Source organism: Motiliproteus sp. (assembly GCF_965230735.1).
Lineage (GTDB): Bacteria > Pseudomonadota > Gammaproteobacteria > Pseudomonadales > Balneatricaceae > Motiliproteus.
In genome coordinates, this window is record NZ_OZ246016.1 from 614,586 (window position 1) to 629,664 (window position 15,079).

Consider the following 15,079-nt stretch of genomic DNA (forward strand, 5'->3'; position numbering starts at 1 on the left):
TGATCAAGGTCAATTTGACCTCTGGTTAGTTCGTAAACAGCGCTACATCCGTCTCTCGATCGAGCAGATCGATATTTTTCAGCTCAAAACGGGCTTTTTTTACGCTCTGGATTTGAAGCCACCCCGCGAGTACGAGAGAATACGCACCTATTTTTTCGAACTTATCGGGACTTCCCCAGGAAGCTCCCCCTACGCTCACGCCAGGAGTTTCTTTCATGCTGTCCCGTAGAGATCTTGCCAACGCCATTCGCGCCCTGAGCATGGACGCCGTCCAGCAAGCCAAATCCGGCCACCCCGGCGCCCCGATGGGTATGGCGGATATCGCCGAAGTTCTGTGGAACGACTACCTGCAGCACAACCCGGCCAACCCGCAGTGGATCAACCGTGACCGCTTCGTGCTGTCCAACGGCCACGGTTCGATGCTGATCTACTCGCTGCTGCACCTGTCTGGCTACGAGCTGTCGATCGACGACCTGAAAAACTTCCGTCAGCTGCACAGCAAGACCGCCGGTCACCCGGAGTACGGCTATGCGCCAGGCGTTGAGACCACCACCGGTCCGCTGGGTCAGGGTATCGCCAACGCCGTCGGTATGGCGATTGCCGAAAAGACGCTGGCCGGTCAGTTCAACCGTGACGGCTACGACATCGTCGACCACTACACTTACTGCTTCCTCGGCGACGGCTGCATGATGGAAGGTATCTCCCACGAGGTCTGCTCACTGGCCGGCACCCTGGGTCTGGGCAAGCTGATCGCGTTCTACGACGACAACGGCATCTCCATCGACGGTGAAGTCGAAGGCTGGTTCACCGATGACACCGTACAGCGTTTTGAATCCTACGGCTGGCAGGTGATCCCGGCGGTTGACGGCCACGACGCCGATGCCATCCACGCGGCCATCGAAGCGGCTCGCGCCAACCCGGATCAGCCGACCCTGATCTGCTGCAAGACCGTGATCGGCTTCGGTTCCCCCAACAAGCAGGGCAAGGAAGATTGTCACGGTGCCCCGCTGGGTGACGACGAGATCGCGCTGACCCGCGAAGCGCTGGGCTGGAAGCACGGCCCGTTCGAAGTTCCGGAAGAGATCCGTAACGAGTGGGACGCCCGCGAACACGGTGTTGTGATCGAGAACAACTGGAACGACCTATTTGCCGGCTATGCCGAGACCCATCCGGAACTGGCCGCCGAATTCCTGCGCCGGATCAGTGGCGACCTGCCGCAAGACTTCTCCGCCCAGTCCCAGGCCTATATCGAAGAGCTGCAGGCCAAAGGCGAGACCATCGCCAGCCGTAAAGCCTCTCAGAATGCCCTGAATGCCTTCGGCCCAATGCTGCCGGAGCTGCTGGGCGGCTCTGCCGACCTGGCCGGTTCCAACCTGACCCTGTGGGGCGGCTGTGAAGGCGTCTCCAAGGAGAACGCCGGCGGTAACTACGTCTACTACGGTGTGCGTGAATTCGGCATGTCCGCGATCATGAACGGTGTCGCCCTGCACGGCGGCTTTATCCCCTACGGCGCCACCTTCCTGGTCTTCATGGAATACGCCCGTAACGCGGTCCGGATGGCGGCGCTGATGAAGCAGCGCTCTCTGTTCGTCTACACCCACGACTCCATCGGCCTGGGCGAAGACGGCCCGACCCACCAGCCGATCGAGCAGATTCCGAACCTGCGTAACACCCCGAATCTGGACGTCTGGCGTCCGTGCGATGCGGTCGAATCCGCCGTGGCCTGGAAGAACTCACTGGAGAAAGTCGATGGTCCGTCGGCGCTGATCTTCTCCCGTCAGAACCTGCCCCACCAGGAGCGTTGCGACGAGAAACTGGCCAATATCAAGCGTGGTGGCTACATCCTGCGTGACTGCCAGGGTCAGCCCGACGCCATCCTGATCGCTACCGGCTCCGAAGTGGCGCTGGCGATGGATGCTGCCGATGCGCTGAGTGCTCAAGGCCGTAACATCCGGGTTGTTTCGATGCCTTGTGTTGAGGCTTTCGAAGTCCAGTCCAACGACTACCGCGAGTCCGTACTGCCGTCCAGCGTCACCGCTCGGGTCGCCATCGAAGCCGCCCACAGCGACTTCTGGTACAAGTACGTTGGCCTCAACGGTCGCATCGTCGGCATGACCTCCTTCGGTGAGTCCGCCCCGGCCGGCGAACTGTTCAAGCTGTTCGGCTTCACCGTCGACAACGTGGTCGCTCAGGTCAACGAACTGCTGTAATCCGGCGCAACGGGAGCGACTCCGGGTCGCTCCCGCTTTTCTGCCAACCAGGAACAAACGCAATCGATGAGTTTTAATATCGCCATCAACGGCTATGGCCGCATCGGCCAGTGTATTCTGCGGGCGCTCTACAGCAGCAGCTCACAGCCTCGGCCGTTCAATGTGGTGGCGATCAACGAACTATCCGACATCTACACGCTGACCTACCTGACCCGCTACGACACCACCCACGGGCGCTTCCCGCTACCGGTCGATCATGACGGCCAGCACCTGCTGATCAACGGCGACCGGATTCTGATGCTGAATCAGCCAGATCCCACCAAGCTGCCCTGGGACGAGCTGAAGATCGATCTGGTACTGGAATGTTCCGGTTCGTTCTGCTCCCGTGAAATCGCTCAGCAACACCTCGATTCCGGCGCTAAGCGACTGCTGTTTTCACAACCGGCCGCCAGCGATATCGACGCCACCGTGGTTTATGGCTTCAATCAACATAGCCTCAAGCCCGAGCACCAGATCGCCTCCAGCGCCTCCTGCACCACCAACTGCGTGGTCCCGGTGCTGGATCTGCTTGAGCGTGAATTCGGCATCGTCAATGGGGTGACAACCACCATCCATTCGGCGATGAACGACCAGCCGGTGATCGACAGCTACCACCAGACCGACCTGCGCCTGACCCGCAGCTCGATGCAGTCGATCATTCCGGTCGACACCGGCCTGGCCCGGGGCATTGATCGACTGCTGCCGCAACTGGCCGGCCGTTTCCAGTGCAACCATCTACGGGTACCGACCACCAACGTATCGCTGATGGACCTGTCGCTGCAGCTGGCGCAGGACACCTGTACCGAAGCGGTCAACCAGCTGCTGCGCGATGCCGCCGCGGGTCCACTGAATGGCCTGCTGGGCTACACCGACGAACCCCACGCCTCGATCGATTTCAACACCGACCCACGATCCGGCATCGTCGATGCGACCCAGACTCGGGTCAGCGGCCGCCTGCTGAAGCTGCTGTGCTGGTTCGACAACGAGTGGGGCTTTGCCAACCGGATGCTGGATGTGGCCGACTGCTGGCTCGGGCAGGGCCCGGCAACCCAACAGAATTCCAATTCAAAAACTTAAAGAGACGATACCCATGACTGTACTGAAGATGACCGAGCTGGATCTGAGCGGAAAGCGTGTGCTGATCCGTGAAGATCTGAACGTCCCGGTGAAAGAGGGCAAGGTAACCTCCGACGCCCGTATCCGTGCCGCCCTGCCGACCATCGAGCACGCTCTCCAGGCCGGTGCCAAAGTGATGCTGATGTCCCATCTGGGCCGTCCCAGCGAAGGCGAGTACAACCCGGACTTCTCGCTGGCACCGGTTGCCGCCCACCTGGGTGAGCTGCTGGGTCGCGAGGTATCGCTGGTACAGGATTGGCTCAACGGTTTCGAAAGCGACTCTGACCTGCTACTGCTGGAGAACGTCCGTTTCAACAGCGGCGAGAAGAAGAATGACGACGCCCTGGCCAAGCAGATGGCCGAGCTGTGCGACATCTTCGTGATGGACGCTTTCGGTACCGCCCACCGGGCCCAGGCCTCCACCCACGGTGTGGCCAAGTTCGCCCCGATCGCCTGTGCCGGTCCGCTACTGGCCAACGAGCTGGATGCCCTGGCCCGCGCGCTGGATAACCCGGCCCGTCCGATGGCCGCCATCGTTGGCGGCTCCAAGGTTTCCACCAAGCTGACCGTGCTCGAGTCGCTGTCCGACAAGGTCGACCAGTTGATCGTCGGCGGCGGTATCGCCAACACCTTCCTGGCCGCCGCCGGTCACCCGGTCGGCAAGTCCCTCTACGAAGCGGATCTGATCGACCAGGCCAAGGCGCTGATGGCCAAGACCAGCATCCCGATGCCGACCGACGTGGTCGTCGCCACCGAGTTCTCCGAATCCGCCACCGCGACCGTCAAGAAGGTCGACGAAGTCGCGGATGACGACATGATTCTGGATATCGGTCCGGAATCGGCCGCCAACCTGGCCAAGCTGATGGGCGAAGCTCAGACCGTGATCTGGAACGGCCCGGTCGGTGTGTTCGAGTTCGACCAGTTCGGTGAAGGCACCAAGACCCTGTCCCTGGCGATCGCCGAGTCCGACGCTTTCTCCATCGCCGGCGGTGGTGACACCCTGGCCGCGGTCGACAAGTACCAGATCACCGAGCAGGTCTCCTACATCTCCACCGGCGGCGGCGCCTTCCTGGAGTTTGTTGAAGGCAAGAAGCTGCCCGCGGTCGAGATCTTGGAACAGCGTGCCAACGGCTAAACAGCCCACTACACTAGATTCATCCGGGCGGGTAATCGCGCCAGCCCCAACCACCTAATAACACGAAAGAGACGATAAATTATGGCTTTGATCAGTATGCGACAGCTGCTCGACCATGCAGCGGAGTATGGCTACGGTATTCCGGCGTTCAACGTCAACAACCTCGAGCAGATGCGTGCCATCATGGAAGCGGCCGACAAGACCGACAGCCCGGTCATCGTCCAGGCCTCCGCCGGTGCGCGTAAGTACGCCGGTTCCAACTTCCTCAAGCACATGATCCTGGCGGCGATCGAAGAGTTCCCCCATATTCCGGTCTGTATGCACCAGGACCACGGCACCTCGCCGGCAGTTTGTCAGCGCTCGATCCAGCTGGGCTTCTCATCGGTAATGATGGACGGCTCGCTGATGGAAGACGGCAAGACCCCGTCCAGCTACGAGTACAATGTTGATGTGACCCGCCGTACCGTCGAGATGGCCCACGCCTGTGGTGTCTCGGTCGAAGGTGAGCTGGGCTGCCTGGGCTCTCTGGAAACCGGCCAGGCCGGTGAAGAAGACGGAATCGGTGCGGAAGGCACCCTGTCCCACGACCAGATGCTGACCGATCCGGATGAAGCCGCGGACTTCGTCAACAAGACCGGTTGTGATGCACTGGCGATCGCCTGCGGTACCAGCCACGGCGCCTACAAGTTCACCCGTCCGCCCACCGGTGACGTGCTGTCGATCGACACCATCAAGAAGATCCATCAGCGTCTGCCCAACACCCACCTGGTCATGCACGGCTCTTCCAGCGTGCCGCAGGAGTGGCTGGCCGTCATCAACCAGTACGGTGGTGCAATTCCGGAAACCTACGGTGTTCCGGTTGAGCAGATCGTCGAGGGTATCAAGCACGGTGTTCGCAAGGTCAACATCGACACCGATCTGCGCCTGGCGTCCACCGGTGCGGTCCGTCGCTTCCTGGCCGAAAATCCGGCCGAGTTCGACCCGCGTAAATTCCTCAGCGTGACCCTGACGGCGATGACCGAAATCGCCAGCGCCCGTTACGAGGCTTTCAATGCGGCGGGCCAGGCCAGCAAGATCAGCCCGATCTCACTGGAAGCGATGACCGAGCGTTACCTGTCCGGCGAGCTGGACCAGAAGGTCAACTAAGCTCTCCGCCAGCAGATCAAACGGCAGCCCTCGGGCTGCCGTTTTTGGTTACACTGAAGGAAACAGTAGAGCCCCGGATTTATGGAATTCGACCCCAACGAGCTGATCGGCCGATTACCGCCGTTTGATCCGCAGCAGCCGGCACGACCGGAGGATTACCCGCGCTATTGCGAACGTTACGGGTTCGAATTCGGCGACCTGTCCGACACCAGCCAGCTGGGAATGCTGGAGATCGATGCAGAGCAGATCGCGGTTCATCTGTGGCGCCATCCCTCGCCGATCGGCACCCTGCTGATCGTTCACGGCTACCTCGACCATCACGGCCTCTATCGGCACCTGATCCGCTACGGTCTGGAGCGGCGGGTCAACCTGCTCTGCTTCGACCTCCCCGGTCACGGCCTGTCGACCGGCAAGCGCGCCGCCATCGACAGCTTTGATAGCTACCAGCGCGTACTGGAGGCCCTGCTCGATCGAATCGACGACTGGCGGCTGGCCCGGCCGCTGCATCTGCTCGGGCAAAGCACCGGGGCGGCGATCATCAATCACTATCTGCTTCGCCATGGAACCGAGTCTAACCGGCTTATCGACGGCCGCATCGCCGAGCTGGCGCCGTTGGTTCGTGCCGCCAACTGGGCCTGGGTCAATCTGCTCCACAGCCTGCTCGCCCCGTGGAAAGGCTCGGTCACCCGTGGCTTTGCCGCCAACAGCAACGATGACAAATTCGTTGAGTTCTTACGTCGAGACCCGCTGCAATCGCCGGTGATCACCGCCGACTGGATCGGCGCGTTAAAGCGCTGGCTGCCCGAATTCCAGTCTCTGGACACCATCGAACGGTCGCTGCTGATCGTCCAGGGTGAGAAAGATGCGACCGTCGACTGGCGCTTTAACCTCAATCTGCTGGCCCAGAAATTCCCTAATCAACAGGCGTTGCTGCTGGCCGATGCCAGACACCAGCTCGCCAACGAGTCCGAACCGCTACGCCAGAAATACCTCGACTGGCTGGATCAACAGGGCTTTCTGCAGCCGGCCTGAAACCCTGAAACGGTCCGCTGCTATAGTGAAACCAACCGTAATCGCCGAGCCATAACGATGACCAAACAGCTGCTGATCGTCGCCAACACCCCGTCTCCCAACACCCAGGCGCTGGCCGAGGCGGTGGTCCGTGGTGCGTCTCATCCGGATATTGATAATGTCGAGGTAATTTTTAAACAGCCGCTGCAGGCCGGACCCGAGGATGTGTTGGCCGCCGATGCCGTGTTGATCGGCAGCACCGAAAACTTCGGTTATATGGCGGGGCTGATCAAGGACTTCTTCGAGCGTATCTACTATCCCTGTCTGGAGCAGACCGAGGGTCGCTCCTGCGCGCTGTATATCCGTGCCGGCAACGATGGTCGTGGCACACAAGCCAGTATCGAGAAGATTCTTACCGGGCTACGCTGGCGGCCGATCCAGCCGACCCTGATTCTGCGTGGCGATTTCGATCCCAGCTTTATCGAACAGTGCGAGGAGTTGGGAATGACCATGGCCGCCGGGCTGGAAGCCGGGATCTTCTAAGCCGCAATAAAAAAGGCACCCACAGGGTGCCTTTGTCTTAGCAGGGAGACGCGTTGGCTTAGATCGCGTCAGAGCCGGTCTCGCCGGTCCGAATCCGAATGATCTGGTCCAGCGGGGTGACAAAGATCTTGCCGTCACCGATCTTGCCGGTATTGGCCGAGTTGCTGATCGTCTCGATCACCTGATCCAGCAGCGCATCATCGATCGCCGCTTCGATCTTTACCTTGGGTAGGAAGTCGACCACATACTCGGCACCACGGTAGAGCTCGGTATGGCCCTTCTGGCGACCGAAGCCCTTCACCTCTGTCACGGTGATACCCTGGACACCGATCTCCGACAATGCCTCACGAACATCATCCAACTTAAAGGGTTTGATTACAGCGGTGACCAGTTTCATCGACTTCTCCTGTTGCCAGTTAGAGCGGGGTTCGTACCCCAGTTTTGCACTCAAGCGCGCCGTGGCAGCGCCCGCAAACCGCCAGTATAACCCGCGACGACCGGATTGAGCTATCGGACACGATTAGTCGCTTGGTCGAAAGCGGCTCAGGGTATAGCATGGCGGCTCGATAATACGCCCTCCTCAAACAGGACCCGTTACATTGGAAAGCCCCTGGATCTTGGAGCAGTTCGGTCTGCTGATCATCTCACTGCTGGCCAATCTACTTTCGGCACTGGCCGGCGGCGGCGCTGGCCTGCTGCAATTTCCGGTACTGTTGTTCCTTGGGCTCAGCTTCGCGACCGCCCTGGCCACCCACAAGATTGCCAGCGTTGCGCTGGGGGTCGGCGCCACACTCCGGCATCTGCGCGAAGGCAGTCTGGAACCACGCTTCGCCCTCTTTATGCTCGGCTGTGGTCTACCTGGCGTTATCCTGGGGGCCAACCTGATCCTCGATCTGGACGAAACCCTGGCCGTATTGGCGCTGGGTTGTCTAACCTGCGGCCTGGGGCTGTACTCCATCTTCAAACGCGAGCTGGGAATGAGCGCCAGCCGCCGCAACCGCGACCGCAGTGGTATGCTGATCGGCGGCGCGGGTCTGTTTATTATCGGCGTCCTGAACGGCTCGCTGACCTCCGGCACCGGTTTGTTCGTTACGATGTGGCTGGTACGCTGGTTCGGACTCGACTACCAGCGCGCTGTGGCCTACACCCTGATTCTGGTCGGCCTGTTCTGGAACGGTTTCGGGGCCCTGGCGGTTGCATTGCAGACCCCACCACGCTGGGAATGGTTACCGGTGCTGCTGATCGGTTCCATGCTCGGGGCCTATTTCGGCGCCCACCTGGGCATCGCCAAAGGCAACCGCACCATCAAACGCTGTTTCGAAGTCTTGACCCTGCTGGTCGGCGCCAAGCTGATCTGGGATGGTCTGATCGGACTGTGAATTCCAACCGCTTAATCTGAACAAGAGAGATCCCATGTCGAAGAAAGTTTATTGCCTGGCCCAGTTCCAACCCAAACCCGGCCAGCAGGACAAGCTATTCAAGCTGCTGCAGAGCCTGGAGCCCAACAGCCAACGCGAAGATGGCTGCCTGCAGTACCTCGTCACCCGCCACATCCCCAGCCCCTTCGCCGAGGGCGAGAGCTTTCCGATCATATTCAACGAGATCTGGCAGGATATGGCCAGTTTCGAAGCCCACTGCCAGCGGCAAGAGATCCAGCAGTTCTTCGAAACCCAGTGCGTTGCCGAAGACGGCATGGTCGAGAAGTGGAATGTCTGCGTCTACAGTGACGAACCGGCCGATTTTGACGCCCCGGTGCTGGACTAGGGGCTAAGCTCTAGCGCCTAAGGCACCAGAATCGCCTGCTCGGCCACCGACGGAGGCAATGTCAGCTGCCAGCGCTGCAGCTGACTGCGGCTGAATACGAAACGCCCTTCGCCGGAGGATTGCGGAATAGCAGGTAGCTCCCCCCCCTCCAACACCTCACGGGCGATGGTGGCCGCCTCGGTCCCCTGGGAGTAACCGTCGAGCACCAACCCACCAATGGTCATCTGCGGGCCGACCGCGAACTCCCAGAACGCGAATAACGGCAGCGGGCTGGCAGCGGAGGACCAGTTGATTACCTGTTGATCGGAGACATGTCGCCCCTGTTCATCGACCAACGTGTGATAGAGGCCAACAACGATCGCATCAAAGCCCTGCGCTTTGGCCTGCTCAACGGTCTGCTGCCACTGCCCGAACTCACCCAACAGCTCGATCCGCACATCGACCGGTCCCACCTGCCGCGACGGCATGCTGGCAAACTCCTCTTCCCACACCGTCCGTGACGTGGTGCCGTTGTCGAATAACACCAGCACCCGCTTCAGGGAACCGTTAAACAAACGATGCAAGTGAAGGATCGAGCGCCTCAGCAGCGGACGTTCCAGCACTCCGGAGATATTGTCCGGTCGGCTGGGCAGATAATGACGCGGGTTGTTGTTGATGCCCAGATAGACCACGGGTGTGTCGGTGGTGGCTAATTTCGGCCCCAGCAGCTGCAGGGCATTGTCATCGCCGATAATGACCAGATCGGGGCGCCGCTGCTGAAATCGTTGCCACGCCAGATCCGCCGCTGCGCGATAGCGCTCCTCGGGAAGGCGCTTGCTGTCAATTTCAAAGAACTCAAGATCGGCCAAGGATTCGAGACTGTCACGAATAGCACGACTGTAGTCCGCCTGCCATTCGTAGCCGGCGTGGTAGCTTTGGATCACCAACACCTGCGGTTTGGCCGCCAAGGCATGACCGATACTGAGCCAGCACAATGACAGCAGCAGCCAGAGATTGGGCCGCGACAGCAACAGATGGGAATGGGCGATACCGATCGTCATTGCTCGCCCTCCTTAGGGATCAGACAACAGGCTGGGGCGGGGCACCCCAAGCCTCTGAATAGATCGAAATTATTCTATCGGATCAACGAACTATTTCGAAAATGCCTAGCCTAAAGTAAGACTAGTCGGTATTTCCCGTTCAGAACAGGCAATGACTGCAGGTTTGTGACACTCGCCAACGCCACTTAGTTGGCGTACTGGGTATTCCGTGTACGGTTATAGACTGCACCCTGGCTGGTATCGACCTGCACCACCGCACGACCGCCGCCCAGATGCTTGACGAACACCGGCGTATTCGGCGAGATCAGCGCTCCCTGCTGGACGATCTGTAATTGTTTGCCGCCCTGCAGCTCGACGATGTACGCGTATGCCTGCTCGTTATACTGGGTCGCTTTCTCACCCAGGGCGCCACCGATAACCGCACCGGCTCCCATGGCCCAGTTACGTCCCGAACCGCCACCAATCTCACTGCCTAATCCGGCGCCAAGGATGGAACCGATAATGGTACCTCCGGGCGTCCCCTGGGCCTTAACCGTGACCTCTTCCACCGTCAACACCACGCCGCGCTGGATCCGAACCGCCTGCTGCGCTTCACTGGCATCCATCACATTGGCATTCATATTGGTCTGATTGCTGATACAGCCGCCCAGTACCAGACTCAGCGGTAGGACCAGCCATAACATTTTGCTTTTCATAAGAGTCCCCGATAATGACTTGCAACGGTTTGATAGGCAGCCGTAGCAAAGGTTCCAACATTTACCCAACGACGCAGATGGAATCGAAGCGGCCATTCAGCGTTATCACTGGCTTCAGTCTACCCGTTCGGCCTTAAGCCCAACTGAATCAAGACCTAGCTCAGCCGCTGTTCGGACAGGCAACGGTAACTGCAGATGCAATGGGGATAGAGCGTCACCCGCTGATCCGGAATATTGGATTCGGTGACCAGCAGGGGTACACCACTGGCCGACTGACCTTTTGCCAGGATCAGATAGCCGGTACCGGGCGAGAGCAGCTCCCGTCCCGCCTCGCAGACCGGAAACTCCACCATCACCTCGTCGCCGACGGCCAGCTCCTGCCACAGCATTTCGGCCTCGAGCTGCTTCTCGGCGGGATGCTCAGCAGCCGAACGGCTCATACCGGCTTAGGCTCGACAGCGAGCCCATCACTACAGAAATCATCCCTATATTATAGCGATCTCTACCTCTGTCCGCTGCATCAACCAACCGACCGCCACTAGCTTACGGCCACAAAAAAGCCCGCTCTCAGCGGGCTTTTGATCAGGTTAGAGCGGATCAGAGATGGCGAACTTCGGCGATCTCATACTCAACGCCGCCATTGGGCGTCTGCACCACGACCACGTCTCCCTCTTCCTTGCCGATCAGGGCACGGGCGATCGGCGAGTTGATCGAGATCTTTTTGTGTTTCAGATCAGCCTCGTCGTCGCCGACGATCTGGTAGGTCACTTCGTCATCGGTATCGAGGTTGATGATGTCGACGGTAGTCCCGAAGATCACCTTGCCGGTGTGGGCGATCTGGGTCACATCGATCACCTGGGCACCGGCCAGCTTGCTCTCGACCTCCTTGATCCGGCCCTCGCAGAAGCCCTGCTGTTCGCGGGCAGCGTGGTACTCGGCATTTTCCTTCAGATCACCGTGCTCGCGAGCCTCGGCAATGGCGGCGATAATCCGCGGACGCTCGACGGTTTTGAGCTGGTTCAGCTCTTCACGCAGGCGTTGCTCACCCGCCAGGGTCATCGGGACCTTGCCACTCATGCTGCACCTCCGTTGACCGCTGCGTGCAGATCCTGCAGACGACGTACCTGCTTCTCCTCACCAAACTGCAGTGCCTGAACTTCCGCCTCGGCACCGGCCAGGGTGGTGGTGTAAGGGATCTTCGACTGCAGTGCCGAACGACGGATCTCGGCCGAGTCGGCAATGGCACGACGGCCTTCGGTGGTGTTGATCACGTAAACGATCTCTTCGTTCTTGATCATGTCGACGATGTTGGGACGTCCTTCCATCACCTTGTTGACCCGCTCGGAAGCAATCTCATTTTCGCTCAATAGCTTGTGGGTACCTTCGGTGGCTACCAACTCGAAGCCCAGTTCGATCAGGTCACGGGCCACGCCAATTACGCCTTCCTTGTCCACATCGCGGACACTGACGAAAGCCTTGCCGGCGCTCGGCAGCACTTCGTTGGTACCGACGTGGGCCTTGGCGAAAGCTTCGCCAAAGGTGTCACCGACACCCATGACCTCACCGGTAGACTTCATCTCCGGACCGAGGATCGGGTCGACACCCGGGAACTTGTTGAACGGGAACACCGCTTCCTTGACGCTGAAGTAGCTCGGTACCACCTCTTCGGTGAAGCCCTGCTCCGCCAGCGAAGTACCGGCCATCACCCGGGCCGCTACCTTGGCCAGCGAGGTGCCGATGCACTTGGACACGAAAGGCACGGTACGGGACGCCCGCGGGTTCACCTCGATGACGTAGATCTCGCCATCCTGGTAGGCCAGCTGCGTGTTCATCAGACCGACAACGCCCAGCTCCATCGCCATCGCGGCAACCATGGCGCGCATCTGGTCCTGCACTTCGTCGTCCAGGTTGTAGGGCGGCAGGGAGCAGGCCGAGTCACCGGAGTGAACGCCACACTGCTCGATATGCTGCATGATCGCGCCGATCACCACGCGCTCGCCGTCGCATACCGCATCGATATCGGTTTCGATCGCACGGGACAGGAAGCGGTCCAGCAGTACCGGTGCGTCGTTGGAGACCTGTACCGCCTCGTTCATGTACTTACGCAGCTCTTCCTCTTTGTAGACGATCTCCATCGCCCGGCCGCCCAACACGTAGGAGGGACGTACCACCAGCGGGTAGCCGATCTGCTCGGCCTTAACCACGGCTTCTTCGAGTGAACGCACGGTGGCGTTTTCAGGCTGCTTCAGACCCAGCTTCTGGATCATCTGCTGGAAACGCTCACGGTCTTCGGCACGGTCGATCGCTTCCGGACTGGTACCGATAATCGGCACACCGGCTTCTTCCAGCGCTACGGCCAGCTTCAGCGGCGTCTGGCCACCGTACTGAACGATCACGCCCTTAGGCTGCTCAACCCGAACGATCTCCAGCACGTCTTCCAGCGTCACCGGCTCGAAGTACAGACGATCGGAGGTGTCGTAGTCGGTGGAAACGGTTTCCGGGTTGCAGTTGACCATGATGGTCTCGTAACCGTCTTCACGCATCGCCAGCGCGGCGTGAACACAGCAGTAGTCAAACTCGATACCCTGGCCGATCCGGTTCGGGCCGCCACCCAGAACCATGATCTTCTCTTTGTCGGACGGGTTGGACTCACACTCTTCTTCATAGGTGGAGTACATGTAGGCGGTATCGGTGGCAAATTCGGCCGCGCAGGTATCAACCCGCTTGTAGACCGGGTGCACGCCCAGCTTGTTACGCTCTTTGCGGAACGCCTTCTCGGACACACCCAGCAGCTTGGCCAGGCGGGCATCGGAGAAGCCCTTGCGCTTGAGACCGAACACCAGGTCGGCGTTCAGGTCGGCCAGACCCAACTTGGAAACGGTGCCCTCGTCCTTGATCAGATCTTCGATCTGGACCAGGAACCAGGGATCGATGGCGCTGATGTTGTAAACCTCTTCGACGCTCATGCCGAAACGGAACGCATCGCCGACGTACCAGATGCGATCGGCACCCGGGTTCTTCAGTTCACGAATCAGCACTTCTTTGGCATCTTCGGCCTTCAGGTCGAGAATCGAATCGAAACCTTCGGAGCCCACTTCCAGGCCACGCAGCGCTTTCTGCATCGATTCCTGGATGGTGCGGCCGATCGCCATCACCTCACCCACGGACTTCATCTGGGTGGTCAGACGGTCGTTGGCCTGGGCGAACTTCTCGAACGCGAAACGCGGAATTTTGGTAACGACGTAATCGATCGAGGGCTCGAACGACGCCGGGGTGCGACCGCCAGTGATGTCGTTCTGCAGCTCGTCCAGGGTGTAACCCACCGCCAGCTTGGCCGCGACCTTGGCGATCGGGAAGCCGGTGGCCTTGGAGGCCAGCGCGGAGGAACGGGATACCCGCGGGTTCATCTCGATAACCACCAGACGGCCGGTGTTCGGGCACTGGCCGAACTGAACGTTGGAGCCGCCGGTCTCTACACCGATCTCACGCAGTACCGCCAGCGAGGCGTTACGCATGATCTGGTATTCCTTGTCAGTCAGGGTCTGGGCCGGCGCTACGGTGATGGAGTCACCGGTGTGAACCCCCATGGCGTCGAAGTTTTCGATCGAACAGACGATGATGCAGTTGTCGTTCTTATCGCGAACCACCTCCATCTCGTACTCTTTCCAACCGATCAGAGATTCGTCGATCAGCAGTTCGTTGGTCGGAGACAGCTCCAGACCGCGCTCGCAGATCTCGATGAATTCCTCTTTGTTGTAGGCGATACCGCCACCGGAGCCACCCATGGTGAAGCTCGGACGGATGATGCACGGGAAGCCCAGTTGCGCCTGCACCTGCAGCGCCTCTTCCATGCTGTGGGCGATCGCTGCACGGGGGCATTCCAGGCCGATGCTCTTCATCGCCTTGTCGAAGCGATCGCGGTCTTCGGCTTTGTCGATCGCATCGGCGGTGGCACCGATCATCTCAACACCGAACTCTTCCAACACCCCTTCACGGGCCAGGTCGAGGGCGCAGTTCAGTGCAGTCTGACCACCCATGGTGGGCAGTACCGCGTCCGGACGCTCTTTTTCGATGATCTTGGCAACGGTTTTCCAGTTGATCGGCTCGATGTAGGTCGCATCGGCCATCACCGGATCGGTCATGATGGTTGCCGGGTTGGAGTTAACCAGGATAACGCGGTAACCCTCCTCGCGCAGGGCCTTACAGGCCTGGGCACCGGAGTAGTCGAATTCACACGCCTGACCGATGACGATGGGGCCGGCCCCAAGGATCAGGATGCTTTTTATGTCTGTACGCTTTGGCATGAGTTTGTAACCGGTCTGATTCGTTCTGTCTCGGCACCCGCAAGCGGCGGGTGCGCTAGCAATTCAGTAAGTTAGT

At 59.9% G+C, this 15,079-nt stretch carries 14 protein-coding genes; 8 read left to right on the forward strand and 6 right to left on the reverse strand.

The window, feature by feature from the left end:
- Positions 1–215 precede the first annotated feature (215 nt).
- The 6 genes from tkt to ACO05M_RS02955 all read left to right on the forward strand — a co-directional run bounded on the left by tkt (position 216) and on the right by ACO05M_RS02955 (position 7,200).
- The gene (gene tkt, locus ACO05M_RS02930; RefSeq protein WP_421867538.1) at positions 216–2,210 is read left to right on the forward strand and encodes a transketolase; all 1,995 of its coding nucleotides are present in this window, start codon (positions 216–218) and stop codon (positions 2,208–2,210) included.
- A 66-nt stretch (positions 2,211–2,276) separates the two neighbouring features.
- Positions 2,277–3,326, forward strand: a complete 1,050-nt coding sequence (locus ACO05M_RS02935; RefSeq protein ID WP_421867540.1) for a type I glyceraldehyde-3-phosphate dehydrogenase — start codon at positions 2,277–2,279, stop codon at positions 3,324–3,326.
- A gap of 13 nt (positions 3,327–3,339) precedes the next feature.
- Positions 3,340–4,500, forward strand: coding sequence for a phosphoglycerate kinase (locus ACO05M_RS02940; protein WP_421867542.1), 1,161 nt, complete (start codon positions 3,340–3,342; stop codon positions 4,498–4,500).
- A gap of 81 nt (positions 4,501–4,581) precedes the next feature.
- A complete protein-coding gene (fba, locus tag ACO05M_RS02945; protein ID WP_421867544.1) occupies positions 4,582–5,646 on the forward strand; it encodes a class II fructose-bisphosphate aldolase in 1,065 nt (354 codons plus the stop codon).
- A gap of 81 nt (positions 5,647–5,727) precedes the next feature.
- On the forward strand, positions 5,728–6,678 hold the full coding sequence (locus ACO05M_RS02950) for an alpha/beta hydrolase (RefSeq protein WP_421867547.1): 951 nt from the start codon (positions 5,728–5,730) through the stop codon (positions 6,676–6,678).
- Between the two features lie 57 nt (positions 6,679–6,735).
- Entirely contained in the window at positions 6,736–7,200 is a 465-nt protein-coding gene (locus ACO05M_RS02955; protein ID WP_421867550.1) for a flavodoxin family protein, read from the forward strand.
- Positions 7,201–7,258: 58 nt separating this feature from the next.
- On the opposite strand, the gene glnK is transcribed toward ACO05M_RS02955, so the two are convergent.
- Entirely contained in the window at positions 7,259–7,597 is a 339-nt protein-coding gene (gene glnK / locus ACO05M_RS02960; protein ID WP_114696514.1) for a P-II family nitrogen regulator, read from the reverse strand.
- 202 nt (positions 7,598–7,799) lie between these two features.
- Between glnK and ACO05M_RS02965 the strand changes: the two genes are divergently transcribed.
- On the forward strand, positions 7,800–8,579 hold the full coding sequence (locus tag ACO05M_RS02965; RefSeq protein ID WP_421867553.1) for a sulfite exporter TauE/SafE family protein: 780 nt from the start codon (positions 7,800–7,802) through the stop codon (positions 8,577–8,579).
- Positions 8,580–8,613: 34 nt separating this feature from the next.
- Complete coding sequence (locus tag ACO05M_RS02970; RefSeq protein WP_421867555.1) at positions 8,614–8,964, forward strand: putative quinol monooxygenase; 351 nt, start codon at positions 8,614–8,616, stop codon at positions 8,962–8,964.
- A 17-nt stretch (positions 8,965–8,981) separates the two neighbouring features.
- Here the strand turns inward: ACO05M_RS02970 and ACO05M_RS02975 are convergent, their stop codons facing one another.
- The 5 genes from ACO05M_RS02975 to carB all read right to left on the reverse strand — a co-directional run bounded on the left by ACO05M_RS02975 (position 8,982) and on the right by carB (position 15,003).
- Positions 8,982–10,004: an ABC transporter substrate-binding protein gene (locus ACO05M_RS02975; protein WP_421867558.1), complete on the reverse strand. Its 1,023-nt coding sequence runs from the start codon at positions 10,002–10,004 to the stop codon at positions 8,982–8,984.
- 185 nt (positions 10,005–10,189) lie between these two features.
- Positions 10,190–10,699, reverse strand: coding sequence for a hypothetical protein (locus tag ACO05M_RS02980; protein WP_421867561.1), 510 nt, complete (start codon positions 10,697–10,699; stop codon positions 10,190–10,192).
- A gap of 155 nt (positions 10,700–10,854) precedes the next feature.
- Positions 10,855–11,139, reverse strand: a complete 285-nt coding sequence (locus ACO05M_RS02985) for a hypothetical protein (RefSeq protein ID WP_421867564.1) — start codon at positions 11,137–11,139, stop codon at positions 10,855–10,857.
- Positions 11,140–11,296: 157 nt separating this feature from the next.
- The gene (gene greA, locus ACO05M_RS02990) at positions 11,297–11,776 is read right to left on the reverse strand and encodes a transcription elongation factor GreA (RefSeq protein ID WP_421867566.1); all 480 of its coding nucleotides are present in this window, start codon (positions 11,774–11,776) and stop codon (positions 11,297–11,299) included.
- Positions 11,773–15,003, reverse strand: a complete 3,231-nt coding sequence (gene carB, locus ACO05M_RS02995; protein WP_421867568.1) for a carbamoyl-phosphate synthase large subunit — start codon at positions 15,001–15,003, stop codon at positions 11,773–11,775. Before carB ends, greA begins: the two co-directional genes overlap by 4 nt.
- Positions 15,004–15,079 lie beyond the last annotated feature (76 nt).

What these genes read in the sequence shown, in the direction of transcription:
- tkt (WP_421867538.1), top strand. Translation starts at nt 216, where the DNA reads ATGCTGTCCCGTAGAGATCTTGCCAACGCCATTCGCGCCCTGAGCATG.
- ACO05M_RS02935 (WP_421867540.1), top strand. Translation starts at nt 2,277, where the DNA reads ATGAGTTTTAATATCGCCATCAACGGCTATGGCCGCATCGGCCAGTGT.
- ACO05M_RS02940 (WP_421867542.1), top strand. Translation starts at nt 3,340, where the DNA reads ATGACTGTACTGAAGATGACCGAGCTGGATCTGAGCGGAAAGCGTGTG.
- fba (WP_421867544.1), top strand. Translation starts at nt 4,582, where the DNA reads ATGGCTTTGATCAGTATGCGACAGCTGCTCGACCATGCAGCGGAGTAT.
- ACO05M_RS02950 (WP_421867547.1), top strand. Translation starts at nt 5,728, where the DNA reads ATGGAATTCGACCCCAACGAGCTGATCGGCCGATTACCGCCGTTTGAT.
- ACO05M_RS02955 (WP_421867550.1), top strand. Translation starts at nt 6,736, where the DNA reads ATGACCAAACAGCTGCTGATCGTCGCCAACACCCCGTCTCCCAACACC.
- glnK (WP_114696514.1), bottom strand. Translation starts at nt 7,597, where the DNA reads ATGAAACTGGTCACCGCTGTAATCAAACCCTTTAAGTTGGATGATGTT.
- ACO05M_RS02970 (WP_421867555.1), top strand. Translation starts at nt 8,614, where the DNA reads ATGTCGAAGAAAGTTTATTGCCTGGCCCAGTTCCAACCCAAACCCGGC.
- ACO05M_RS02975 (WP_421867558.1), bottom strand. Translation starts at nt 10,004, where the DNA reads ATGACGATCGGTATCGCCCATTCCCATCTGTTGCTGTCGCGGCCCAAT.
- ACO05M_RS02980 (WP_421867561.1), bottom strand. Translation starts at nt 10,699, where the DNA reads ATGAAAAGCAAAATGTTATGGCTGGTCCTACCGCTGAGTCTGGTACTG.
- ACO05M_RS02985 (WP_421867564.1), bottom strand. Translation starts at nt 11,139, where the DNA reads ATGAGCCGTTCGGCTGCTGAGCATCCCGCCGAGAAGCAGCTCGAGGCC.
- greA (WP_421867566.1), bottom strand. Translation starts at nt 11,776, where the DNA reads ATGAGTGGCAAGGTCCCGATGACCCTGGCGGGTGAGCAACGCCTGCGT.
- carB (WP_421867568.1), bottom strand. Translation starts at nt 15,003, where the DNA reads ATGCCAAAGCGTACAGACATAAAAAGCATCCTGATCCTTGGGGCCGGC.